This window comes from Roseibium suaedae (genome assembly GCF_900142725.1).
Taxonomy (GTDB): Bacteria; Pseudomonadota; Alphaproteobacteria; order Rhizobiales; family Stappiaceae; genus Roseibium; species Roseibium suaedae.
Window position 1 is genome coordinate 263816 of the sequence record NZ_FRBW01000002.1, and the last position, 23118, is coordinate 286933.

Annotated in this window: 22 protein-coding genes; 8 read left to right on the forward strand and 14 right to left on the reverse strand. The window is 59.7% G+C overall.

Annotated elements, in window-relative coordinates; genetic code table 11:
- Window positions 1–63 precede the first annotated feature (63 nt).
- A complete protein-coding gene (locus BUA94_RS08210; RefSeq protein WP_073011711.1) occupies window positions 64–1650 on the forward strand; it encodes a serine hydrolase in 1587 nt (528 codons plus the stop codon).
- A 315-nt stretch (window positions 1651–1965) separates the two neighbouring features.
- On the opposite strand, the gene BUA94_RS08220 is transcribed toward BUA94_RS08210, so the two are convergent.
- The 4 genes from BUA94_RS08220 to BUA94_RS08235 form a co-directional block, all read right to left on the reverse strand.
- Window positions 1966–4344 (reverse strand): arylsulfatase, encoded by a 2379-nt coding sequence (locus BUA94_RS08220; RefSeq protein WP_073011717.1) that lies wholly within the window; start codon window positions 4342–4344, stop codon window positions 1966–1968.
- A gap of 383 nt (window positions 4345–4727) precedes the next feature.
- Window positions 4728–7175 (reverse strand): ATP-dependent Clp protease ATP-binding subunit ClpA, encoded by a 2448-nt coding sequence (clpA, locus tag BUA94_RS08225; RefSeq protein ID WP_073011720.1) that lies wholly within the window; start codon window positions 7173–7175, stop codon window positions 4728–4730.
- A 12-nt stretch (window positions 7176–7187) separates the two neighbouring features.
- Window positions 7188–7532, reverse strand: coding sequence for an ATP-dependent Clp protease adapter ClpS (gene clpS, locus BUA94_RS08230; RefSeq protein ID WP_073011723.1), 345 nt, complete (start codon window positions 7530–7532; stop codon window positions 7188–7190).
- Window positions 7533–7910: 378 nt separating this feature from the next.
- Complete coding sequence (locus BUA94_RS08235; RefSeq protein WP_073011726.1) at window positions 7911–8243, reverse strand: phasin family protein; 333 nt, start codon at window positions 8241–8243, stop codon at window positions 7911–7913.
- A gap of 566 nt (window positions 8244–8809) precedes the next feature.
- Between BUA94_RS08235 and BUA94_RS08240 the strand changes: the two genes are divergently transcribed.
- Window positions 8810–10378, forward strand: a complete 1569-nt coding sequence (locus BUA94_RS08240; protein WP_073011729.1) for a D-alanyl-D-alanine carboxypeptidase — start codon at window positions 8810–8812, stop codon at window positions 10376–10378.
- A 16-nt stretch (window positions 10379–10394) separates the two neighbouring features.
- Here the strand turns inward: BUA94_RS08240 and BUA94_RS08245 are convergent, their stop codons facing one another.
- The 3 genes from BUA94_RS08245 to BUA94_RS08255 all read right to left on the reverse strand — a co-directional run bounded on the left by BUA94_RS08245 (window position 10395) and on the right by BUA94_RS08255 (window position 12584).
- Entirely contained in the window at window positions 10395–11108 is a 714-nt protein-coding gene (locus BUA94_RS08245; protein WP_073011733.1) for a DnaJ domain-containing protein, read from the reverse strand.
- Window positions 11109–11112: 4 nt separating this feature from the next.
- A complete protein-coding gene (locus tag BUA94_RS08250; RefSeq protein ID WP_073011736.1) occupies window positions 11113–11838 on the reverse strand; it encodes a vWA domain-containing protein in 726 nt (241 codons plus the stop codon).
- 110 nt (window positions 11839–11948) lie between these two features.
- Window positions 11949–12584 (reverse strand): DUF2306 domain-containing protein, encoded by a 636-nt coding sequence (locus BUA94_RS08255; protein ID WP_073013741.1) that lies wholly within the window; start codon window positions 12582–12584, stop codon window positions 11949–11951.
- 209 nt (window positions 12585–12793) lie between these two features.
- On the opposite strand from BUA94_RS08255, the gene BUA94_RS08260 reads away from it, so the two are divergent.
- The gene (locus BUA94_RS08260; RefSeq protein WP_073013742.1) at window positions 12794–13411 is read left to right on the forward strand and encodes a TetR/AcrR family transcriptional regulator; all 618 of its coding nucleotides are present in this window, start codon (window positions 12794–12796) and stop codon (window positions 13409–13411) included.
- 10 nt (window positions 13412–13421) lie between these two features.
- On the opposite strand, the gene BUA94_RS08265 is transcribed toward BUA94_RS08260, so the two are convergent.
- Complete coding sequence (locus BUA94_RS08265; RefSeq protein WP_073011739.1) at window positions 13422–13856, reverse strand: DUF1489 family protein; 435 nt, start codon at window positions 13854–13856, stop codon at window positions 13422–13424.
- Window positions 13857–13976: 120 nt separating this feature from the next.
- On the opposite strand from BUA94_RS08265, the gene BUA94_RS08270 reads away from it, so the two are divergent.
- The gene (locus tag BUA94_RS08270; RefSeq protein WP_073011742.1) at window positions 13977–14909 is read left to right on the forward strand and encodes an SDR family NAD(P)-dependent oxidoreductase; all 933 of its coding nucleotides are present in this window, start codon (window positions 13977–13979) and stop codon (window positions 14907–14909) included.
- Window positions 14910–15015: 106 nt separating this feature from the next.
- Window positions 15016–15531 carry a hypothetical protein gene (locus BUA94_RS08275; RefSeq protein WP_073011745.1) on the forward strand — a complete coding sequence of 172 codons (516 nt, stop codon included), beginning with the start codon at window positions 15016–15018 and terminating at the stop codon, window positions 15529–15531.
- Window positions 15532–15649: 118 nt separating this feature from the next.
- On the opposite strand, the gene BUA94_RS23570 is transcribed toward BUA94_RS08275, so the two are convergent.
- Window positions 15650–15805, reverse strand: a complete 156-nt coding sequence (locus BUA94_RS23570; RefSeq protein WP_175558012.1) for a hypothetical protein — start codon at window positions 15803–15805, stop codon at window positions 15650–15652.
- Between the two features lie 237 nt (window positions 15806–16042).
- On the opposite strand from BUA94_RS23570, the gene BUA94_RS08280 reads away from it, so the two are divergent.
- Window positions 16043–16798 (forward strand): DUF599 domain-containing protein, encoded by a 756-nt coding sequence (locus tag BUA94_RS08280; RefSeq protein ID WP_073011747.1) that lies wholly within the window; start codon window positions 16043–16045, stop codon window positions 16796–16798.
- Here the strand turns inward: BUA94_RS08280 and BUA94_RS08285 are convergent.
- Together BUA94_RS08285 and BUA94_RS08290 are read right to left on the reverse strand one after the other, a co-directional pair.
- Window positions 16684–17928 carry an adenylate/guanylate cyclase domain-containing protein gene (locus BUA94_RS08285; protein ID WP_073011750.1) on the reverse strand — a complete coding sequence of 415 codons (1245 nt, stop codon included), beginning with the start codon at window positions 17926–17928 and terminating at the stop codon, window positions 16684–16686. The two genes, BUA94_RS08280 and BUA94_RS08285, sit on opposite strands and share 115 nt — an antisense overlap.
- Before the next feature lie 113 nt (window positions 17929–18041).
- Entirely contained in the window at window positions 18042–18848 is an 807-nt protein-coding gene (locus BUA94_RS08290; protein ID WP_073011753.1) for a YdcF family protein, read from the reverse strand.
- Window positions 18849–18903: 55 nt separating this feature from the next.
- Here BUA94_RS08290 and BUA94_RS08295 point away from each other — a divergent pair, with 55 nt between their 5' ends.
- Together BUA94_RS08295 and BUA94_RS08300 are read left to right on the forward strand one after the other, a co-directional pair.
- Window positions 18904–19491, forward strand: a complete 588-nt coding sequence (locus BUA94_RS08295) for a thiamine phosphate synthase (protein WP_073011755.1) — start codon at window positions 18904–18906, stop codon at window positions 19489–19491.
- 123 nt (window positions 19492–19614) lie between these two features.
- The gene (locus BUA94_RS08300) at window positions 19615–20022 is read left to right on the forward strand and encodes a globin family protein (protein WP_073011758.1); all 408 of its coding nucleotides are present in this window, start codon (window positions 19615–19617) and stop codon (window positions 20020–20022) included.
- A gap of 87 nt (window positions 20023–20109) precedes the next feature.
- Here the strand turns inward: BUA94_RS08300 and BUA94_RS08305 are convergent, their stop codons facing one another.
- The 3 genes from BUA94_RS08305 to BUA94_RS08315 all read right to left on the reverse strand — a co-directional run bounded on the left by BUA94_RS08305 (window position 20110) and on the right by BUA94_RS08315 (window position 23010).
- Complete coding sequence (locus BUA94_RS08305; protein WP_073013743.1) at window positions 20110–20724, reverse strand: ATP-dependent Clp protease proteolytic subunit; 615 nt, start codon at window positions 20722–20724, stop codon at window positions 20110–20112.
- Between the two features lie 152 nt (window positions 20725–20876).
- Window positions 20877–21713, reverse strand: a complete 837-nt coding sequence (locus tag BUA94_RS08310) for an adenylate/guanylate cyclase domain-containing protein (protein ID WP_073011761.1) — start codon at window positions 21711–21713, stop codon at window positions 20877–20879.
- 88 nt (window positions 21714–21801) lie between these two features.
- Window positions 21802–23010 carry a GGDEF domain-containing protein gene (locus BUA94_RS08315; RefSeq protein WP_073011764.1) on the reverse strand — a complete coding sequence of 403 codons (1209 nt, stop codon included), beginning with the start codon at window positions 23008–23010 and terminating at the stop codon, window positions 21802–21804.
- Between the last annotated feature and the right edge of the window lie 108 nt (window positions 23011–23118).

Sequence of the window (23118 nt, forward strand, 5' to 3'; positions counted from 1 at the left end):
AGGTGATTTTCAACCGCCGATTTTGATGCTCTTTACTTGTAAACACTGATTGCGAGGTCTTCCATGTCGTCTTTCAAGCTGTCCCGCCGCCGGTTTCTGGCATCCGCATCCCTGGCTTCTGCCTCTTTGGCGTCTGCCTCTCTGGCTGTGATGCCGGTTGCGGTACGGGCTCAGGACCTGCCGCCCTCCAGAACAGCTGGAACGGACGTCCCTCCCGGCCAGATCGAAAAGGCCGTTGCCGCGCTCGACGACATTGTCAGCGAGATCATGGAGCGCAGCAGCGTTCCGGGCATTGCGGTTGGCGTCGTCCATCAAGGCAAGACGCTCTATGCCAAGGGCTTCGGTGCGCGCGGCGGGGATGGCGAGCAGACCATTGACCCGGATACGGTTTTCCAGCTTGCCTCCCTGTCCAAGCCGGTCGGTGCAACCGTGGTTGCCCGTCAGGTCTCCCGGGGTGTTGTCACCTGGGACAGCCGGATGCGTGACCTCCTGCCCTGGTTCTCTCTCTCCGATCCAACGGTCACGGAACTCCTCACCATCGGCGATCTTTACAGCCACCGATCCGGCCTTCCGGGCCACGCCGGTGATGATCTGGAAGACCTGGGGTTTGACCGGCAGTCGATCCTGGAGCGGTTGCGCCTGCAACCGCTCACCTCGTTCAGGACAAGCTATGCCTATACGAACTTCGGCCTGACTGCGGCGGCAGAGGCAGTCTCGCGGGCCTCCGGTGCCGAGTGGAGCGACCTTTCGGAAGAGGCGCTTTATCAGCCGCTCGGCATGTCCCGGACCAGTTCTCGCTTTGACGAGTTCATGGCGCGGGAAAACCGGGCGCTCCCCCATGTGAAATCCGGTGGAGGCTTCGAAACCCGCCTCCAGCGGCAGCCCGATGCCCAGTCTCCGGCCGGTGGCGTCAGCTCCAGTGTCAACGACATGATCAAGTGGATGACCATGGTTCTGACAGATGGCGGAGACCTGATCGAGCCGGATGCCCTCCAGCCCGCGATCAGCCCCCAGAGCGTATCCAGCCGCCCCCATGTCCCGGACGAACGCGCAGGTTTCTATGGCTACGGCTTCAATGTCGGCACCGATCCGTCCGGGCGCGTGGTCATCAGTCACTCGGGCGCCTTCATCCTGGGAGCTGCCACCCATGTGTCGATGATCCCGTCCCTCGATATCGGCATCATTGTTCTGTCGAATGCAGCGCCCGTCGGCGCGGTAGAGGCGATTGGCGCGAGCTTCAATGATATGGTGCAGGCCGGGCGGGTCACCCGCGACTGGTTCGGCGGCTACTCCGAGCGCTTTGCGCCTTTTTTCGAGCCGGAAGGCTTCACCGCCGGCAAGCCTTTCCCGCAAGCTGCAGCACCGGCCCCTTCGGACAGCTATTGCATCGGCCGCTACGGCCACCCCTATTTTGGCACGGTCGAAGTGCGCAAGGATGGCGACGGCCTGGCCCTGTTCGCGGGCCCGGCGCCCCTAAAGCTGCCACTGCAGCATTGGGACGGTTCCATGATGGTGTTCGACTTCTCCAACGAGAATGCCATCGACGGGTCCCGCTCGGCTGCCACGTTCTCGGGCGATGGTGCCCAGGCGGACATGCTTGAGGTCGAACTCTTCGTGCTGAACGGTCCTGCCCGCTTCAAGCGCCTCTGACCGCGTCCAGAATCTGAAAGGCCGCCGGAGAAATCCGGCGGCCTGAGGTTGATGACAAACCATCAATTCGTCATCCCGGACGCAGCGAAGCGGAGATCCGGGACCGGTGAGCCGAGGCGGGATGGTCCTCAACTGATTGAAACCGTTACCCTTCGGGCTCACCGGTCCCGGCTCGCGCTCCGCTTGGCCGGGATGACTATCGAGAGTTTACACCTTTGTCAGCGGTCTGAGGCCGCCGGAGAAATCCGGCAGCTTTTCCTTTTGTATGACGTCTGACCGCCCAGCGGTTTCCCACCGGGCGTTTCTCGTTCTGGCTTACTTCTTCAGATCCACGACCACCTTTTCCAAAGTGCCCTCGAAATCGAAGGGGGCGTTGTAGTCGGTTGTTACGGCCGTTCCCGTGTCCGTTCCCACATCCTGGTTTTCCGACAGCGAATATTTGAACGGCGTGGTCCGCTCGATCATGCCAGACCCGACCGGCTTGCCGTCCACGGCAAGAGACACCGTGCCGCTCTTGCCCATTTCCGAGCCGCCGTCATAGGTGAAGTCCATCTTCAGCTCGCGCTCTCCGGCCGGAACGGCGCTCTCGCTTTCAACGGAATAGACCGCGACGTCGATGAAGTTGTGAGCGACCTTGAGCCTGCCGTCCTTCAGATAGAAGGCCCAGCCGCCCGTGTTGCCGCCCTGGGTGAAGATCATGCCATTGGCCTTGTCTTCGATCTTCACCTTGGCGGTGACACTGAAAGACTTGTTCTTCAGGTCAGGCGCTGAAGATTCCGGCAGACCGGCCAGAATGCCCGCATAGGTGAAGCTCGTCCGGTTGCCCGCAAGATTTGGCTTGCCGGTTTCCTCCGCACTGAAGCGTTCTGCTCCACGCCAATCGAGCGGTAGAGCCTTGTTGGCGGAAGCCTCCGCCCACCAGAGCGCCTTCAATTCCTCCAGCTTTTCCGGGTTGGCTGCCGCAATGTCCTTGGCCTGACTGAAGTCCTCATCAAGATTGTAGAGTTCCCACTTAGCTGTCATCGGATCGAAGGCACCGCGCACCGGATCCCAGGGCTCGAAGGCAAGGGATGCGGCCCACCAGCCGTCCTTGTACATGCCCCGGTTCACGACCATCTCGAAATACTGGCTGGTGCGCACTTCCTCTGCCTTGGCATCCTCCAGCGTGTTCAGGAAGCTCTTGCCCTGGATCGGCGTCTGGGCCGTACCGTTAACGCTGCGCGGTTCCGGAATGTGAGCAGCCTCCAGGATGGTCGGTGCAATGTCGATCACATGCAGGAACTGGGTGCGGGTCTCGCCGCCCTTGGCCTGACGGGCCGGCCACTTGACGATCATCGGATTGCGGACACCGCCAAGGTGGCTCGCCACCTGCTTGGTCCACTGGAAGGGAGAATCGACGGCCCAGGCCCATCCCGCCGGGAAATGATTGAAATGCAGCTCGGTACCGATCTCGTCGATCCGGTCGAGCATGTCTTCCGTCTTCATCAGATAGGCATTGAAGAAGGCATTTTCGTTGAGCGTGCCGTCAAAGCCGCCCTCCGCAGACGCACCATTGTCGCCGACGATGTAGATGATCATGGTGTTGTCGGCATCCGGCAGGCTTGCCACATAATCCAGGACCCGGCCGACCTCCTGATCGACCTGATAGCCATAGGCCGCAAACACTTCCATCATCCGGCTGTAGAGCCGCTTCTGGTCGTCGCTCAGGCTGTCCCAGGCGGGCAGGCTCGACGGGCGGGACGTCAGCTCGGTGTTGGCCGGAATGATCCCCCGCTCCTTCTGGCGCTCAAATGTCTGCTCGCGATAGACATCCCACCCCATGTCGAACTTTCCCTTGAACTGGTCGATCAGCTCTTTCGGGGCCTGATGGGGAGCATGGGTCGCAGCAGGTGCCAGATAGGCGAACCAGGGCTTTTCCGGCTGAACGGCTTCAAGTTTCTGCAACCAGCTGATGGTGTGATCGGCCAGATCGGTGCTGAGATAGTAGCCTTCAGTCTCGGGGGTTCCGATCGGCGTCTGGTTCTCGAACAGATAGGGACGGATCTGGTTGGTGTCGCCGGCCATGAAGCCATAGAAATAGTCAAATCCGAGCCCGTTGGGCCAACGGTCAAACGGGCCCATCACGCTGGTTTCATAGATCGGGGTATTGTGGTTCTTGCCGATCCAGGCCGTGACATAGCCATTCTGGCGCAGGATCTCCGCAACGGACGCCGTCTCCTTGGGAATGATGCCCGTATAACCATCATAGCCGGTGGCAAGCTCGGTGATCACGCCCGTGCCCGCCACATTGTGATTGCGGCCGGTCAGGAGAGCGGCGCGGGTCGGAGAACAAAGCGCGGTGGTGTGGAAGCGAGTGAAGGTCAGGCCTTCGGATGCAAGTGCATCCATCGCCGGCGACGGTACCCCGCCCCCTGTGACATCAAACTGACCGAAGCCGACATCATCCAGCAGGATCAGCAGCACATTCGGAGCGCCCTCCGGTGCGGTAACGGGTGACGGGAACTGAGCAGGATCGGAATTGAGATAGGTGGTGCCCACATTGCCGCGGAATTTCTGTTTCGCATAGGGCAAGGTCACCTGCCCTGCCTCGGCCCCAAGGGGCAGTGCCTGCGCTGCAACCTCTGAAGGATAGCCCAGCGACACCGCAATAAGCGGCACGGCCAGGAGACTGGGAAATAGTGCTGAATATTTCATCGGCTCACTCCAGAGGTCTCAAATATCAAAAAATCCTGTCTTGCAGCCCTTCCGCAAATTGCCGGACCTGAGGCGTCTTTTTCAGCCTCAGCATTCCCGGTTCATTCCCTCCCAACCTGCTTCCCGCATGGAACTCCAACGCCGCATGTGCAACAGGCATGCGTCCATCAGGCAGGCCCCAAACTGACAGATGTGTCATCCGGACTTTCTGCAGGTCATCTCTCAGGCGTGCAGAGCCATCCTTCGCTCAATCCCATTCACGCAACCTGAAGAGGCGCACACAAATTATACTCGCATTTTATGAAATGAACACGCCCCACCTTGCCCCAGAATCAAAACGGGCACCCGATGGGTGCCCGTTGATCTTCACAAAGGACGAGAGGTCAGCTCGTCAGAGGAACCTTGGGAACGAGGCTTTTCTTGGCGCCGCCGCTCTTGCCCTCGGACTTCGGTTCAGCCTTGGTCTCGGCAGCCTTGGCAGAAGCAGGCTTGCGCTTGCGCTTCGGCTTGGCCTTAGAGGCAGCCGCCTTCGGCGGAGCGGAGGGCTTGCGCTCCTCGACCGTTTCCAGAAGCAGTCCGGCATGATCCTCGGAGACAGAGACCTTGACCGTGCCGCCCTTCTGCAGCTTGCCGAAGAGCACCTCGTCGGCGAGCGGCCGCTTGATGTGCTCCTGAATGACCCGGCCAAGCGGTCGGGCCCCCATCTGGCTGTCATAGCCCTTGTCGGCCAGCCACTCGGTGGCGTCGTCCGTCAGTTCAAAGGTCACGCCGCGATCGGCCAGCTGGGCTTCAAGCTGCATGACGAACTTCTGAACCACCTTGTAGACCACTTCCTTCGGCAGGTTTGCGAAGGGAATAATGGCGTCGAGACGGTTGCGGAATTCCGGCGTGAACAGCTTGTTGATCGCCTCCGCATCATCCCCTTCCCGCTGAGCGCGGTTGAAGCCCACCGGAGCCTTGGCCATATCGGCTGCGCCCGCATTGGTGGTCATGATCAGAATGACATTGCGGAAATCAACCTGCTTGCCGTTGTGATCGGTCAGCTTGCCGTGGTCCATCACCTGCAGAAGGATGTTGAAGAGGTCCGGATGGGCCTTTTCGATTTCATCCAGCAACAGCACGCAATGAGGATGCTGGTCGACGCCATCGGTCAGAAGACCGCCCTGGTCGAAGCCGACATAGCCCGGAGGTGCGCCGATGAGGCGGGACACGGTGTGCCGCTCCATGTATTCGGACATGTCGAAGCGGATCAGCTCCACCCCAAGCGAGGAGGCAAGCTGGCGGGCCACTTCGGTCTTGCCTACACCGGTCGGGCCGGAGAACAGGTAGCTGCCAATCGGCTTGTCCGGCTCACGCAGGCCCGCACGGGCGAGCTTGATGGCGGAAGACAGGGTCTCGATCGCAAGATCCTGGCCATAGACAACCCGCTTCAGATCAACGGCAAGGCCGGAGAGAACCTCCGCATCATCCTTGGACACGCTCTTCGGCGGAATGCGGGCCATGGTCGCGATGGTTGCCTCGATTTCCTTGACGCCGATGGTCTTGCGGCGGCGGGATTCGGGCAGAAGCATCTGGCTCGCACCGGTTTCATCCAGCACGTCGATGGCTTTGTCCGGCAGCTTGCGGTCACCAATGTACTTGGCCGACAGCTCGACAGCCGTCTTGATCGCATCGTTGGTGTAACGGACCTTGTGGAAGTCTTCGAAATACGGCTTCAGCCCGGACAGGATCGCAATGGCATCTTCGACGGAAGGTTCGTTGACGTCGATCTTCTGGAAGCGGCGCACCAGAGCGCGGTCCTTCTCGAAGAACTGACGGTACTCCTTGTAGGTCGTCGAGCCGATGCAGCGGATCGCGCCGGAGGCAAGAGCCGGCTTCAAGAGATTGGATGCATCCATGGCACCGCCCGAAGTTGCCCCCGCGCCGATCACCGTATGGATCTCGTCGATGAACATCACCGCGCCGGGATATTCCTCAACTTCCTTCATCACCTGCTTCAGGCGTTCTTCGAAATCGCCGCGATAGCGGGTGCCTGCGAGCAGCGCGCCCATATCGAGGGAGAAGATGGTTGCATCGCGCAGCACCTCAGGCACGTCACCGGAAACGATCCGGTGCGCAAGCCCTTCGGCGATTGCCGTCTTGCCGACGCCAGGATCCCCCACGAAAAGCGGGTTGTTCTTGGACCGGCGGCAGAGGATCTGGATCGTGCGCGAAATCTCGCTGTCACGGCCGATCAGCGGATCGATCTTGCCCTTGCCGGCTTTCTCGTTGAGGTTGACGCAATAGGCTTCCAGAGCATCGGTCTTGGCCTTCGGCTTCGGATCCTTGGCGGCGGTTTCGACCTGCTCTTCTTCCTCGGCGCCCTCGACCGGGCGGCCTTCGGACATGCCGGGCCGCTTGGCGATGCCATGGGAGATGTAGTTGACCGCGTCGTAACGGGTCATGTCCTGATCCTGCAGGAAATAGGCCGCATGGCTTTCCCGCTCGGCAAAGATGGCGACGAGGACATTCGCGCCCGTCACTTCTTCCCGGCCCGAGGACTGGACGTGAATCACGGCCCGCTGGATGACGCGCTGGAACCCTGCGGTCGGCTTTGAATCCTCATCGCCGTCCGTCACAAGGTTTTCAAGTTCGGTCTCTATATAGTCGACCAGGCTGCGCCGGATGGCATCCATATCGACGTTGCAGGCCCGCATGACTGCGGCTGCATCCTGGTCGTCCAGCAAGGCGAGCAGGAGGTGTTCGAGGGTGGCGTATTCCTGCTGCCGCTCATTGGCATAGGCAAGAGCCTGGTGCAGGGCTTTTTCAAGGCTACGGGAAAATGACGGCACTTTAGCTATCCCTCACTTTTTCTCCATAACGCACTGCAACGGATGTTGGTGCTTACGGGCGAAATCCATGACCTGCGTCACTTTCGTTTCGGCGACTTCGTAGGAATAAACCCCACATTCGCCGACACCGTGGTGGTGCACATGAAGCATGATCCGTGTCGCCTCTTCCCTATTCTTCTGGAAGAAACTTTCCACGACATGAATCACGAACTCCATTGGAGTGTAGTCGTCATTCAGGAGCAGCACCCGGTACATACTCGGACGCTTGGCCACAGTCCTGGTTCTGGTGACGACAACCGTTCCGGTGTCACCGCCGCCATCCTCAAAATCTGCCCCGCCTGCCATGTCTCTGCCCATGAATCCTCGAATTTACCACCGCGGTCAGTCTATCAACGCAACGGTGCGAGTAAAGACCCCAAGCCGGGCTTCACCCGGAAATGAACGCCTAGCAAGAACCAAGTCTTAATGGGGGCTGGACGCCATTGCGTGTTGCGACCGGTCGAAAAGGCATCCACCTGCCGCCTGGACAGGTTTCTTCCCGTGACATTAACGAATGTAGGTGCCCGCAGCGCGGATAAAACCCCTCGCCTCACATTCTTTGCAAATGGCAGTGTCAGGCAGCAGGACGGCAGTTTGGCTGGCGGAAGAAGCATGCGCCGCCGGAAACGAAAAGACCCGGCACGAGGCCGGGTCCCTGAAAACTCTGAGGATCACGGCGCGAAGGCGCCAGCGATCTTACTTGCCCATCTTGGACATGATGCCTTCGTAAGGCTTGTAAGCGTCCTTGGACAGCTCGGTGTACATTTCGCCGAGCTTGGTCATTTCACCGACAAGACCTTCATAAGCGGACTTGAAGTAGTCGGACTGGACTTCGAAAGCCTTTTCGATGGACTTGGAGGAAACGACCTTTTCCATGGCAGCGGTGCTGTCCTCGAAAGACTTCTTCTGGAAATCAGCGACTTCGGCAGCGATTGCCTGGAAGCCCTTGGACATGGTGCCGAAGGAGGCCATGGCAACGTCCATGTTTTCCTTACCCATCTTCTGCAGATCTTCGAAATTGTTCAGCATTTCCTAGCCCTTTCGTTAAACCCGGGCGCCCGTGCCCTGCTGCGCCCTCTACAGAAGAGTCGACACGTCCCAGACCACACCGTCACCTGACCTTACGGGACGCAGTGTATGCGCCGCACAATTTCTGTCAATGAATTTTTGCAGTGCAATATGAGCACCCGAACCCGCCCTCTTCACCACAACCTTGCGAGAAGGGAGAAACATCCCGAGGCAGGAATTGAAATCAATTTGATTAAAAAGATAATTTTTTACGCGATAGCACTAAGACAAAGAGCGGCAGTTTAATCAATCATAAACCATGAAATTCGTATAAAATTTTAATAAATTCGTTAGTTACTTGATTTAATAGAAAATTTACTTGTTAACGATCCATTAATACTAATCCACAGCTAATTTTTTTGACGAAAAGACCCCCACTCCTTTACACATTCGTAACCGCGTTTCTATCAGATTGGTAATCACCAAAGCGCGGCATCCGGTCGATTTGTGTCTGACACGGTCGATTAAGTCCGGTCCGCCATACTGTCCTTTCATGCCCCAGAATGGGATTGGCAACTGTGTTTCGTATGCGTCTGGTTCGCACATTCAGAATCTTCGGCCAGGTGGCTAAGGCCGCCGCAGTCGCGGGTCTGATCGTAAGCTCGGCGGCACCCGCCGTCGCAAACAGCAAATATGCCGGTATCGTCGTCGATGCCAAAACCGGCAAGACGCTTTACTCCAGCTCAGCCGACGAGTTGCGGTATCCTGCGTCCCTGACCAAGATCATGACGCTCTATATCGTGTTCGAGGAGCTGGAAGCAGGGCGTCTGAAGCTGAATTCCGACCTCAAGGTCTCGGCCTATGCGGCGGCACGTCCGCCCACGAAGCTTGGCCTGAAGCCTGGCTCCTCCCTGAAGGTGCAGGATGCGATTCTTGGTCTGGTGACCAAGTCCGCAAACGACGCAGCTGCCGTGATCGCCGAAAACCTCGGCGGGTCCGAAGCCCGGTTTGCAGAACGCATGACCCGCACCGCCCGCCAGCTCGGCATGTCCAAGACGACCTTCCGCAACCCGCATGGTCTGCCGGACAGCCGTCAGCGGACCACTGCACGGGACATGGCAACCCTTGGCCGCGCCATTCAGGAACGGTTCCCGAAATATTATTCGTTCTTCCAGACCCGGTCCTTCACCTACAAGGGCCGCACCCACGGCAACCACAACAAGCTGCTGGGCCGCGTGAAGGGCGTTGACGGGATCAAGACCGGCTACACCAACGCATCGGGCTTCAACCTGGTCACCTCCGTTCACCGCGATGGCCGTTATGTCGTGGCCGTGGTCCTCGGTGGCTCGACCGGCCGTGCCCGTGATGCCCAGATGGTAAAGCTCCTCAACGAATATCTGCCCAAGGCCTCCACGGGTGCCAGAACCGCTCCTGCCCTGGTCTCCGCCCCGGTCGCAGCTGCGCCGTCCCTGGCGATGGCCAACGCTCCGGTGCCGACCTTCAAGCCGATGGACGAACCGGAAGCTCCCGAAGCAACCGGCGCGCCGATGGTGCTTGCCCTTGCCAAGCCTGACCTTCCCGGCCAGCGCGAAGATCCGGCAGCCCTCGTGACCGGCAGCATTCCGGTTCCGCCGAAGATGGTTCAGTCCCGCATGTCTGCCGTCTTCGAGGAAGTCAGCCAGACCACGGAAGTCCAGCCGGTGCCGAAGCAGTATGCGGACGCCAATGTGGTGGGCATCGATGGCCAGGCCATGCCGAAGGGCTTGATCCCGACGCCGGCAGCAGCTCCGGCCACGACCCAGGTTGCTTCTCTGGCACCGATTGCTCCGGCCGCTCCCCTGGCCAAGCATGAACTGACCGAAGACAGCACCACCGATACGGTCGCGACCAATGACGCTCCGGATCAGGATCCGAGCTGGCAGGTTCAGATCGCAGCGGCAGAAAGCGAAAGCGGCGCTCTGGAAATGCTTGAAAAGGCTCGCACCAAGGTCGGCAAGGATCTGCACCGCAAGGCTCCCTATACGGAGCCGGTCAACTCCAACGGCCAGACCCTCTACCGGGCCCGCTTCGTCGGCTTCGAAACCAAGACTGCTGCTCTCCAGGCCTGCAAAAGCCTGAAGCGCGCGAAGTTCTCTTGCTATGCCATCTACCAGTAACGTGTAACGGGTGTCATCAATGTCTTCTGAGAAGCCTGTCCTTAGCCTCGTTGATCTGAGCAGCCAGGAAAGCGGTGCCACCCTGATCCGGGTGGAAGCGCTTCATGAGGCGGCGGTGCGCCGCTCGAATTTCCGCGTCCCCGGCATTGGGCGCAAGCCCCAGGATCTGGTAGGCCTGCTCATCTGTCATGGCGCCCGAGCCCGCCGCGCTTCCATGCCGATCTGCTCGATCCGCCTGGAAGTCTTCACGCCAGCTGGCAAGCCGGCGGTCGAGGTAAGCTTCGACTAACTGACGGCTCTGGCCATCGGCAGCCGTTTCCTGCCACAACACCTGAAGCTCGGGGACCGACAGGCCCTCGAGCACCCGGCCCGAAAGGGTTCCGGAAAGCACCCTGCCCTTCATGGTTCCGCTGGCATGATCCAGCTCCATTTCAACCATGGCAGAGCGCACACGGGACGATTGGCCAGCCGAGGGCTTCGCCCGGCTCCCCCTCCTCCCGGATAACTTTCCCAATCCCCCGATCCCCAGCAATGACAGTCCGAAGGCCGCCGCCGGCACGGCAAGGGCGATCCGGCCGGTAAGGGCCAGAATGGCTGCGAGCGCCAGCAGCATCAGGCCGCCGCTCTTCTTGATCCTCCGGGCAAGATCAGCCGGATTGGCATTGGCAAAAAGCTGCCCGCCATAGAGAAGGAGCGCCAGAACCAGCGCGCCGGTTATCAGATACACCATCAGCCTATTTCATTTGTTGCAGCAGCAGGCGGGCACCGCCATCGCCTTGGGTTTCCAGACGCGCCAATGCGGATTTTCCGCCGCTCGCATAGACCGCAATAGCCTTCAGAAGGCTGGCCAGTTCGGCAGCGGACCCGGATGTGAAGGCGCAATAGGCACCGCCCGAGATCCGCGCGATTTCCCGGAACGCTTCGGCGGCAACCGGATCATGCCCCTCCTGGAAGAGAAACACCGGCACGCCCTTCAATCCCAGTTCCCCTGCCCTTTGGCACAGGAGGTCGACATCTTCTTCCATGCAGTCGCCGACATAGACCAGCGCCGCAATACGGGCCTCGTCATTGGCGCTCAAGGCCGCTGACAGCACCTTGCGGATCTGGGTCCGGCCGCCCTGGCAGCGGATGCGGCCCATGACACCGGCCAGATCGCCGGGACTGGAAAACCAGCGGGACGCGCGGCATTCATCAAATCCACGGAAATAAACCAGTTTGATCGACAGTCCGCCAACACCTTCCACGGCCTGAAACATGTCGCTCTGAATCTGGCAGGCGGCATCCCAGGTGGGCTGGCGGCTCATGGTGGCGTCCAGGGCGAAAACGAGGCGTCCCTGTGTCTCGCGTCCGGGAGACAAGACCGCAGCCTTCTTCAGAAACGCATCAATGTCCGACGCGGAGGAATTGCTCACCTCCATGTCCTGGTGCTTTCGTTCGTCCAGCGGCGGACGCGTGCCCATGAGAATCTCCCTGACGGCCAGACAATGGCTCGGAAAAACTTGGGCTTTCAGCACCCGCTTGGCAAGCACCCTTCGGCCGGGTTTATTGCCGCCCCGGTCAGACGGGCCAATCAGGCAGCCAGCACTTCTGCCCCCGGACTTGCCCGGCCACGGTGGAAATACCATTCCACGACCAGAAGGTTCGGAACCCAGCAAAGCCAGGCAATGGCAGGGTAGACCAGATCAATCGGCAGCCCGGCGACCTTCGATAGGCCAAGGCAGATCCGCAGCGTCACGGCGGCAAAGGTCATCGCAGCCGACCGCAGCATCCAGCGCCGATGACTTGCAATGTCCCGCCGGATGGCAGCCGCGATGCCAAGCCCGGTCGCCGCAAGCCAAAGAATGGCGAGAAGCAGGAAACCGGACAGCGCCACCGGTCCTGCCGTTGTCTTCAGCGCCAGGTCAATGGACGCAATTCCGGAGACAAGAATTCCTGCGCCATAAATCCGTCCGAGCCACCGGTGAAGACCGGGACGGCGCCTGCGCAGCCGCGTACTCAACTGCAAAGGCAACAGGGCCAGAACAAGCGGCGCAATGGCGATGTGGCTGTAGAGCAGCAGCGCATTACCGGGCAAATGATGGGCCATGATCGGCATGGAGACCTCCACGCCAAGCGGCACGAAACGCAGGGACGCAGCGGCGACCAGCACACAAAAGATCCCGGCAGACCAGGCCAGCCAGGGGGAAATCCGAATTCCTGATGTCATCGCAGTCTCCATAACTTGACACTGTCAAGATACGCACAAACTTGACAGCGTCAAGTTATGGAGCAAATCGCCTGATCACAATTTGGAGAACGGCCGGGAGCGAGACTGCGTTTGAAGGTTCATGCCCCCCTCCCTCAATGCCGAAAAGCCGCCGCGATGACCTGTTCCCTCCGCTTGACCGGCCTGCCGGATCATGTCCTTCTGCCGCCATGACGGACTCACCAAAGCCCACCCGCAAGCGCGACGGACGCCTGCGCGAAGATCTCATTGATGCCGGGGTTGCCCTGCTTCGGGACCGGGGCGCGGACGGAATGAGCCTCAGGGAATGCGCAGCCATCGCGGGCGTCTCCCACGCCTCACCCGGCTATCATTTCGGCAATCTGAAGGGATTGAAGACAGCGATCGCGGCACGCGCCTTCCGGCTGTTCGGCGATTTCATGCTGGAATTCCTAGCCAAGGCGGAACGGGCTCCGAAGGCTCAGATCCTGGCCATCAGCGAAGGCTATCTGGCTTTTGCAGAAGCTCACAAAGAGCTGTTTCTGTTCATGTTTTCCGGGCAGGATCTCGATCAGACCGATCCGGACCTGTCGGCCATGTCCGCCCGCGCCTATCAGATTCTCCGCGACACCTGCGCCCCCTTCGTAAAGCCGGACAGCCATCCCGAGACCGTGGAGATACTCGTCTGGTCGCTGGTTCACGGCTATGCGCAGCTGATGCTGACGGGAAAGATCCGGAAGGCATCACCGGGCGTGAAAATCCCGGCCTACAAGTTCCTGCTGGATCACCTGAATCTCAGCCTGCAGGACGATCCATCCAGCTCAAGCTGAACGGACAAGATCAGATCAGGCCAAGCTCTGCCAGTTCGCGCCGCATTTCCTCAGGCAGAGACGCGCCGCTGGTTCCCGTGCGGATGTCCTTCGGTGCATCGCTGACCTTCAGATAGCGCCAGCCTTGAAAGGGCCGCTTCGGTTGATGCTGGGTCAGGATAATCCGCGGTTCCAGCACGAGATCGCACCGCTTGACGCCCGCATCATCCGTGAAGGGGCGGATATCGATCAGACGCTGCCGGGCCTGGATCTTGCCCTTGATCACCCAGTAAAGCGATCCGCCATCCAGAAGCTCTTCATTGCGGGTCGGAACCATGCGGGTGGTATGGGTGAGCTCGACCGACTCACCGGCCAGACGCAGTTGCTCGGTCCGGAAATCGGTCCAGGCCTGAAGGCTTTCGACGCTGTCAGCGCCCACACACAGCTTCACAAGATGCAAGGTCATGCCTTTTGCCTAGCAATCTGCCCCTCTGGGTCAATCAAATCAGCTCTCCTTGGTGGCTTTATACACAGTTTGAACAGGCGCCCGCTTGCAAGGAAACTGCGAAGCAGGTTCACTTTCAACATGAACGTGTTCGTGACAGGCGGTACAGGCACCATCGGGCGAGCGCTCGTCCAGCATCTGCTGGAGCGCGGGCACCATGTTATTGGCCTGACGCGATCCTCAGAATCTGCTTCGGAGCTGCGCCGGCTGGGCGCAGGCTTCAGCGCCTTTCCAGGAGATTTGGCGGAGCCAAAGGGCTGGACCGAGCGCGCCATCGCCTGCGATGCGGTCATCCACACGGCAGCCACCTTCACACCGGAAATGCCCGTCATCGACCGCAAGGCCATGCAGGCCATCAAGATGGCGGCCCGGACCCGCAAGCATCCCTTGCGGGTAATCTACACTGGCGGCATCTGGCTCTATCCCCCGACCGACAAGCGCCCCTTGACCGAGACGGTCACCTTCGAGCCTCAGCCTGCCTTCACCTGGATGAAGGAGCAGATCCGCTCGCTTCAAACCAGCCCGAACCTCAGCGTCGCGATCATTCATCCTGCACTGGTCTGCACCCCGACCCGGGGCCCTGTTGCCGAGATTGTCAAGGCTGTTCAGCGCGGCCAGCCCTTCAGAACGAGGGCATCAGCGGAAACCGTCTGGCCTCTTGTCAGTGCGCAGGATCTAGCAAAGCTCTATGGCACGGTTCTGGAGGCCCGCAGTTTCCGGCTGGCGCTTCTGGCTGCCGCCATTCCCGGTGTCAGGGTCAAGGACCTCGGCCACCGGATTGCCACCCGCCTCGGGGGAAGCTTCGAACTGGAAACCCTTCGCCCTGCCCCGGGCACAGACCCCAGGTCGGACTTTGAAACCGGATATGGCCTGTCGCAGGTCGTCAGTTCCCGGCGGGCCATATCGCTGACCGGCTGGAACCCTTCTTGCCGGGCTGTCGATGACCTGATCGACGAAGTCCTCAATTCAGGGCTCGACCACCCGTCCCAAAGCGCGAATGTGAAGACCGCCTGACGGAATGCGGGAAAGGCTTTTGCAAGCTTTGTTCCGTAACGTCCTTGCCGGTTTACGACGACGTCAGCGGTGCCGGATGCCTTTAGAACGTGCTTTGAGTTCCCTTTTGAAATGCCTCCTCATTCTGGCGGCCATGCTGTGCCTCGCCTCTGCAGGTCAGGCAGAGGAAGTCTCGTTTGGCAGGTTCGAAGTGGTGAACTCGGCCGGCTTCCGGCAAGTCGAGAACGAAAAGATCCCGCTCAGCAAGGACGCTGCCATCGCCGTGTCGGTCATGACCCTGTCGGAGGATGGAGAAAAGCTGACGCTTGCGACCGGCGACACCCGCCTTGCCCTCTACCGTCTGGCAACTGGGCTGGAAGGAATTGAATGGGATTCAACCGGCACCACTCTCCTGCACCGCGAAGACATTCTCTCCATCGCCGGGCAAACGGAACTCTCCGGTGTTGAAACCTGGGGCGCCGAAATCGACTGGCCGGGCGTCGGCCGGGCAAGGATGGTGATGTTCCGCCTGAGCGAAAGTTCTTTCGCAGGGTTTCTGGTCAGTCAGCCCGGCGCAACCAAGCTGGTCAGGCAGATGGAATTCCATCAGCTTGCAGGCCCCCGCCACCGGTCCCTGCAATAGCCGACTTCCGAATTCGCGGAATGCCGCGGCCAAGCGGTTCGCAAGCTCTTGATTTCATGAAGCTAAAAGAAAAAGGGCGTGGAGATCCACGCCCTTTTTCCTAACTCTGCGTCTGGTCTTAACCTGCGATAGCGACAGCCTGTTGGGCGCTTTCCACATCGTTGAACAGTACCAGCAGCGCGAGTGCGCCTCCCAGAGCGAGAACCGTCCAAACGGTTACGCCCCAGCAGGACTTCTGCACGTTTTCGTCCATGAAAACCCTTTGTTCGTTCACGGCCTCATTCCCGTCTTGGGTTAGGAAATGTGGCTCGAATGAGACACCGAGTTAATGGGTTGCTAAGGATTTCGCAAGTGCAAAATATCAGGGCCAGATCTGCATTTCCTGCATCGCACCAAACTCTCTATATTTGCCAAGGAGTTGAGTGTAGCTAGCCTGGTCTCTGTCCCTGTTGTAAAAGGGTACGAAGCCCCTGTGGGCTTGCCTTATTCGTTATCCTTTCCAGGAGCCTTGATGAGCGCCCTCACCCTTTATGATCAAGCAGCCGCCATTTGGTTTCTTTTCGCCTGGCTCGGCTTCAACTTCATGATCGACCACAGTCCCTGGCGCCAGAAATCCCTGTCGAGGGCAATGGAAGACTACCGGCGCCACTGGATGGTTGTCATGGCGGGCCGACAGGTGCGTATCATGGATACGGCGATCATTTCCGGCCTGCAGCAAGGCACCGCCTTCTTCGCCTCCACGGCGCTTCTTGCCATCGGCGGCAGCTTCGCCCTGCTCGACAGCACCGATACGATCCTGCGCATCGCGGGCGATCTGGACATTCCGGTCGAACAAAGCCGGGCGCTTTGGGAAATCAAGGTTCTCGGCCTGATGCTGATCCTGGCCTATGCGTTCTTCAAATTTGGCTGGGCCTACCGTCTGTTCAACTACGCCAGCATCATCATGGGCTCGGTTCCCGAACCGACCGCGACCAACCGCGACCGGGTGATGAAGATGTCCGCTCAGGCGGGAGAATTGAACGTCCTCGCCGGCCGCCATTTCAACCGCGGCCAACGGGCGTTTTTCTTCGCGATCGGATTTCTCGGCTGGTTCGCCGGACCGGCCGTCTTCGCAATCATGACGGCTGCGGTCCTGCTCGTCCTGCTCAGACGTCAATTCGCTTCCCGCTCGAGGGATGCGGTGCTTTCCGGACACCACTTGGCGTTTCCGGAAGAGGAGAAGGCCGGCGAGTACACAGACACCGGATCGTCGAACCCCTTCACCTGATAGCGGCCATAGAGCCCTCCCCGGCATCCCATGATGTCGGCAATGGCATCCGACACCAGGATCTCGAGATTGAGATCCTTGGCGAGCTCGGCAATGCGGGCTGCAAGGTTCACGACGGGACCGATCACGGTGAAATCCAGACGGGTTTCACTGCCGACATTGCCGAAGAACACATTCCCGGCATGAAGGGCGATACCGACCTTCATGTCGGGTGTTTCGGTGCATTCGTTGACCAGGTTGATCTGGTTGATCTTCTCGCCGGTTTCGCGTGCGGCCAGAAGGGCACGCTTGGCAGCATCGGCTGCCTCTTCTTCCGTTTCATAAGGGAAGATCGCCATCACTTCATCGCCGATGAACTTCAGCACTTCGCCGCCATGGGCCTCGACGGCCTCGGTCATGGCACCGAAATACTTGTTCAGGAACAGAACCAGCTTGGCCGCAGGCAATTCATTGGAAAGCTTGGTGAAGCCGCGCAGGTCGGCAAAGCTCACCACGGCTGAAATCCATTCGCCCTCACCGCGCTTGATCGTGCCGCGAAGAACCTTTCCGCCCGCACGGCGGCCCACATAGGTATCAAGCAGGGTCTCTGCCGTCCGGCGCAGGGTGCTGAGTTCGCACACCAGGCTGAGCGGCTTGAGGATGGATTCAAAAACGCCGACATGGGCTTGCAGGAAGCCGCCGGAATAGCGGGTCGCGAAGGTTATCGCCTTTACCGTGCCATCCGAGAACGGCAGCGGCATGGCAATGTAATCCGCATAGCCTTCTTGCCGCAGGTCCTCGGTGATCCCGTATTCCTTGCCGCCGGGCTGGGCCGGGATTGCAATGCGAACCGCCCGGTTTTCCGTATAGACGACCTTCAGCGGGCTCCGGTCATAGGCCTCGCCCTGATCGTCGCTGGTAAGATACCGCCGGATTTCCCGCGTGCCGTCGCTGGTCCAGACAGCCGCTTCCGCACGCACATTGGGATGCAGCAGGGGAATGGCCGTGGTGATGCGGTCGATCGGGACACCGGATTCACGCAGGCGCTGACCCAGTTCCTCGATCAGTTCGAGACTGTCAGCGCGCCCTGCGGCATCACCGTAGAGCCATTGGACAAGGTCTGCCGCAATAAGGGGAGCTTCAAGGACCATCGGGCCAATCCTTCAACCGGTCGCTTCAAAATCGTTTCGTATATGGGAAGCGACCCCTGGTTTATAAAGGGCAGCTTGTTCCAAGTTTGGCGCTTGAATTGAAAACGATGTGTCTACTGTGCGCCATCCGGAGCAGGAAAGACAGCCTCAATTCGCCCGCTCAGACGATAGGCAGCCAGTCCAATCCATTCCCGAAAGGCAATGTCGAAGCGGCGCAGGCCCACCGACACGCCGGAAAACACCAGTCCCGCGTCGTCCCAGCCCCGTGTCCGCCAGTCGGTCACATAAGGCACGAGACCAGTCCAGCCCTCCGCCCGGAACACGCCAACGGCACGCGGCATATGATAGGCGGATGTGATGAGCAGCCAGCGCTGTCCCTCTTTCGGTTGAACCAGATTGCGGGTGAAGCGGGCATTCTCGAAAGTCGAACGGGACTTGTCCTCCAGAATGATCCGGCTGTCATCGATGCCGAAGTCGCGGAACATCACTCTCGCGCCTTCCGCTTCGCTCACCCCCTTGAACAGCATTCCCCCGGAGCCACCCGTATGGATGACCGGAACATCAGGAAAGCGACGTGCCAGATCGGCTACAACTGTCATCCGCTCGGCCGCAGAGGTGAGCGCAGGTTCTCCCCGCCCAGCCATCACCGTGGTGTCAAAGGCGCCGCCCAGAATAATGATCCCATCGATCTGACCAAGGCTTTCAGGACGCGGAAAGCGCTCCTCCAGCGGCAGGATCAGAATATTGGCCGCAGGAGACAGGCCGAAAATGCCGAGAAACAGCACTGACAGGAAACAGATCCAGCGCCCAGCCCTGAGCCATCTGGTCCAGGTCAGCACTGCGCCAAACAGCCCCAGGGCCACGAGCGCATTGGAAGGTTGCAGAAAGAAGAAAACGATTTTGGATAGGAGAAAGAACATCGTGCCTTGTCATTCGCTGCCAAAGCGGGGACACAGGCACAAAAGGGAGACCGCCGTGCTGGACCGCTTCTATCTCATCATCGACAGCCCTGAATGGCTGGACCGCCTTTGCCCTGAGGGTCTACGACTTGCCCAATTGCGGATCAAGGAGCCGGACGAGACCCTCCCCGACCTTGTGAGTCGTACCCTGCGAACTGCCCGAAAATATGGCTGCACCCTGGTGATCAACGATCACTGGCAGGCAGCCATAGATGCCGGAGCAGACTGGCTGCATCTGGGCCAGGAAGACCTGGACACTGCCGACATCAAGGCCATCCGCAAGGCAGGACTGAAGCTTGGCCTTTCAACCCACACGCCGGAAGAGCTGGACCGGGCCCTCACCTTTGATCCGGACTACGTGGCCCTTGGCCCGATCTTTCCCGCCCGTGGCAAGGTGGTGGACTATGCCCCGCAAGGCATTGCCCGCCTTTCCAGCTGGAAGGCCCGCATCAACGTGCCGCTGATCGCGATCGGGGGCATCCGCATCGAGCATGCTGAAAGCCTGTTTGAGGCAGGTGCGGACAGCATTTGCGTCATCACCGATGTGCTGGCCGATGCGGACCCGGAAGCCCGCTGCCGCGCCTGGATTGCCGCAAGCCGGTAATACCAACCTCAAGAAATAGCGGCGGGATCAGGGGAAGCTCCAGTTCGTGATGCCCGTCACAGTTCCCCTCGTCAAAACCGACCATGAATTGCTTCACAGGTTTCCAAGAGGTGGAGCAAGATCATGGAACTCTATCTGTCCCTCGGCGGACGTCCCGCCATCGCAGCAGCCGTCGAACGTCTCGACCGCCGGCTTCGTCTCGACAGCGGATTCGGCGGCGGCAACCGCCCGCTTCAGGCGTCCTATGCCGAAGACCTCACCGAGTTTCTGGTGTTCGTCACCGGCGGCGCCCCGATCTATGAAGGCCGTCCGGTCAGCATGCTGCTGCGCCCGCTCTGCCCTTCGCCGGAAGCTTTCGAGATTCTCGTCGACCACGTAGTTACCGTCCTGATCGGCCGGGAGAGACGTCCGGCTGAAGAAGCGCAACTGCGCCGCCTTCTCGAGCATGTCCGCCCAATGGTCCTCTGCCAGCGCGAGGAGGCCCCGGTTGACGCCGGAAAGTCCTTTCAGCGCCTGACAGTTGTCGCCTGATCCAGAGCTTGGCCTTTCAACAGGCCTGACAAACAAAAACGCCGGCGGATTTCCGCCGGCGTTTTCATTTTGAATTGTTGACCGGAATCAGCCCAGTTCGCTGACCTTGGTCACGACCTTGCCGACCAGACCATATTCAATGCCTTCTTCCGGGCTCATCCAGTAGTCGCGGTCCGTATCCTTTTCGATACGCGACAGCGGCTGGCCGGTTGCGTCAGCGAAGATCTGGTTCAGACGGTCGCGCATCTTGATGATTTCGCGGGCCTGGATCTCGATGTCGGTCGCCATGCCGCCAGCACCACCGGACGGTTGGTGAAGCAGGAAGCGGGTGTTCGGGGTGCAGAAGCGCATTTCCTTCGGCACGGACACATAGATCAGCGCGCCGGCGCTTGCGACCCAGCCCATGCCCAGCATGCGAACTTCCGGAGAAATGAACTTGATGGTGTCGTGGATCATGTCACCGGATTCAACGTGGCCACCCGGGGAGGACACGATGACGGTGATCGGATCATTGGAAACCTGGGCCAGAGCCAGCAGGCGGGCACAGACGTCGCGAGCCATCTCCTGGTTCACCGGGCCGGTGATCAGCACGGTGCGGGCATCGAACAGATGCTTATCGACCTGGATCGACGGCTGGCTCTTTGCTTTTTCCTCATCCTCGTCATCGAGGCGGGCTGGCACCGTTGTCGAATAGTTTTTCATGCGCAGGATAGGCTCCGTTGACGTTTTGCCGGCTGGCGCCGGTCCGTTCTGAATTCCTGTGTATGCGATGCGGGCGCTCGCTGCAAATTCGATCCCCACTCATACAGGCAAAGAGTTATCAGATCCGCAACATAAGGCGTCTGCTGGCAAGTTCAATCGAGTGGACGGGTTTCCATGTCTTTCTGTGAAGATCCCTTGCCAAGGAGCAGGCTCCAGGCAAGCAGGAAGATGAAGGGAAGCGACGGCCAGACGAACCAGAGCGGAGAGAGACCGGTCGTCAGAATATTGAGAAGAAAGAAGAAACCGATCATCAGCACAGAACTTCGCACCCGCTTGGGCTGACGCCGCAGCCAGGCCCGTGCCTGATCCACGCCGCTTTCCAGCCTCTGCCCCATGACAGGCGGCGGGACCGGGGCTTCAGCTTCGAGACGCGGATTTGTCCCCAGGGGAACCCAGGGCTCGTTCTTGCCACCAAGGCGAATGGCATAGGCATCCACCGGTTCGCTGACATTATGGACTTTCTGGGGACCGAGGCTTTCAAAGCCCAGCGCCAGCTTGTTTCTCACCTGATCGAACACGGATTGACTGAGGAGAATGCCGCCGACCGGCGCAATCTCCTGAAGCCGCGCTGCGACATTCACGCCATCGCCGTAAATGTCATTGCCCTCGACCATGATATCTCCGAGGTTGATGCCGATCCGGAATTCCATCCGGGTCGCCTGCGGCAGATCGGCATTGCGGAGGGAGAGATCCGTCTGAATGTCGACGGCGCATTGGACGGCTTCGATGACGCTGGCAAACTCGATGATGACCGCATCGCCCCAAGTGTTGACGATCCGCCCGTTATGCCGCTCGGTCAGACCACTCATCACTTCCCGGTAAGCCTTGAGCCGACCGAGCGTGCCGTCTTCGTCCGTTTCCATCAGCCTGGAATAATGCGCGACATCCGCACACATCACCGCTGCCAGCCGACGTCTAGTCCGTTCCATGACGATCTTCCCCGTTCACACTAGGAATGGGTATTGGGGCTGGAGAATACAACCCATGATCAGTCTCGATTCGGTGGATTTCCCATGATCAGGCGCTGCAGAGCGGCGCGCTCTCGCAAGAGGGACTGGGAGCTGGCGCATCCGCCTTCCAGGGGACAATCCGGTTCCGGCCGGTGCCTTTGGCCTGATAGAGTGCATCATCGGCCTTGATCAGAAGCGCCTCGAGATCGTGACCTGCCGTGGAGGTATGGACCATGCCGATGCTTGTCGTGATGCTGATCATTTGGCCTTTCAGGATGAACTTGTGATCCTGAACCGTCTGGCGCAACCGGTCCGCGATTTGCGACATGCGCAAGGGCGAGACACCGGGCAGAACCGCCGCGAACTCCTCCCCGCCCAATCGGCCGAACAGGTCAACACTGCGCATGTTGTCCCGCATGAGCTGGGAAAATTCCCGCAGCACGCTATCGCCGGCATGGTGACCATAAAGATCGTTGACCTGCTTGAAATAATCGAGATCGAAGACCAGTACCCCAGTCTCACGCTCCAGATTCTGGGCAAGAAGCATCTCTCCGCGCGTCATCAAGGCCCGGCGGTTGGGTCCGTTAGTGACCGCGTCATGCTCAGCGTCGTGCTTCAAGGACAGGATATAGTCTTCAAAGTAGATGGACAGCCAGACGATCGTTCCCCCTGCCACCCAGAAGATGGTGATGAACAGTGTGATGCCGACAAGATTGCCGCCGTTCATCGGATTATCGGGGACACCTGAATAGATCGTGGCGGCGCACCGCCCGAGATACATTGCACTGATGGCGAGAAAGACGATTCCAAGCGATTTGCGCAGCCGCATGCCACGGCTTTTCCCGCGCAATCCGGAGCGCAGGAATTCAAACCCGATCAGCGCCGAATAGAGGCTGGACACAACCGCGAAATAGATCACCCGATAGGCTGTCTCTGCGTAAAAGGCCGGGATCTGGCAGGCCAGGAGCCAGAGAATGGCAGGCGCGGCCATGACCGAAATCCTGCCCCGCCGCCCCACCAGCAGACGGGATCCATACCAACTGATGCCAAGGCCGATCATCAACAGGGTGTTGGCCACGTCGATGGAAAGTACATTGGGGATCTTTTCGCGCAGCATCAGAAGCGGGATGGCGCATGCGCGCACGAAGAAGCTGACAGACCACAGAAGCAAACCACGAGACGTATTCGAAATGCGCCAGGCCATCAGCATTACGCACCCGGCGATGAAACACATGCCGGAGAGGAAAACGAATACGGTGAAAACATCGAGCTTCATGGACACTCCACATGCGGATGCCCGCCGGGGTAGACGCTTTGCTTACACCGTATATTTGCCAATTAGGAGTTAAAAAACACGCCAGACTCGGCCGTCATTTATCACGAT

Excerpts from the sequence above, each read along its gene's own strand:
- BUA94_RS08265 (WP_073011739.1), bottom strand. The coding sequence starts at position 13,856 with ATGACCTTGCATCTTGTGAAGCTGTGTGTGGGCGCTGACAGCGTCGAA.
- BUA94_RS08220 (WP_073011717.1), bottom strand. The coding sequence starts at position 4,344 with ATGAAATATTCAGCACTATTTCCCAGTCTCCTGGCCGTGCCGCTTATT.
- BUA94_RS08280 (WP_073011747.1), top strand. The coding sequence starts at position 16,043 with ATGAGCGCCCTCACCCTTTATGATCAAGCAGCCGCCATTTGGTTTCTT.
- BUA94_RS08255 (WP_073013741.1), bottom strand. The coding sequence starts at position 12,584 with ATGACATCAGGAATTCGGATTTCCCCCTGGCTGGCCTGGTCTGCCGGG.
- BUA94_RS08250 (WP_073011736.1), bottom strand. The coding sequence starts at position 11,838 with ATGGGCACGCGTCCGCCGCTGGACGAACGAAAGCACCAGGACATGGAG.
- BUA94_RS08240 (WP_073011729.1), top strand. The coding sequence starts at position 8,810 with ATGCGTCTGGTTCGCACATTCAGAATCTTCGGCCAGGTGGCTAAGGCC.
- BUA94_RS08235 (WP_073011726.1), bottom strand. The coding sequence starts at position 8,243 with ATGCTGAACAATTTCGAAGATCTGCAGAAGATGGGTAAGGAAAACATG.
- BUA94_RS08270 (WP_073011742.1), top strand. The coding sequence starts at position 13,977 with ATGAACGTGTTCGTGACAGGCGGTACAGGCACCATCGGGCGAGCGCTC.
- BUA94_RS08290 (WP_073011753.1), bottom strand. The coding sequence starts at position 18,848 with ATGTTCTTTCTCCTATCCAAAATCGTTTTCTTCTTTCTGCAACCTTCC.
- BUA94_RS08210 (WP_073011711.1), top strand. The coding sequence starts at position 64 with ATGTCGTCTTTCAAGCTGTCCCGCCGCCGGTTTCTGGCATCCGCATCC.
- BUA94_RS08300 (WP_073011758.1), top strand. The coding sequence starts at position 19,615 with ATGGAACTCTATCTGTCCCTCGGCGGACGTCCCGCCATCGCAGCAGCC.
- BUA94_RS08315 (WP_073011764.1), bottom strand. The coding sequence starts at position 23,010 with ATGAAGCTCGATGTTTTCACCGTATTCGTTTTCCTCTCCGGCATGTGT.
- BUA94_RS08285 (WP_073011750.1), bottom strand. The coding sequence starts at position 17,928 with ATGGTCCTTGAAGCTCCCCTTATTGCGGCAGACCTTGTCCAATGGCTC.
- BUA94_RS08310 (WP_073011761.1), bottom strand. The coding sequence starts at position 21,713 with ATGGAACGGACTAGACGTCGGCTGGCAGCGGTGATGTGTGCGGATGTC.
- BUA94_RS08245 (WP_073011733.1), bottom strand. The coding sequence starts at position 11,108 with ATGGTGTATCTGATAACCGGCGCGCTGGTTCTGGCGCTCCTTCTCTAT.
- clpS (WP_073011723.1), bottom strand. The coding sequence starts at position 7,532 with ATGGGCAGAGACATGGCAGGCGGGGCAGATTTTGAGGATGGCGGCGGT.
- BUA94_RS08305 (WP_073013743.1), bottom strand. The coding sequence starts at position 20,724 with ATGAAAAACTATTCGACAACGGTGCCAGCCCGCCTCGATGACGAGGAT.
- BUA94_RS08260 (WP_073013742.1), top strand. The coding sequence starts at position 12,794 with ATGACGGACTCACCAAAGCCCACCCGCAAGCGCGACGGACGCCTGCGC.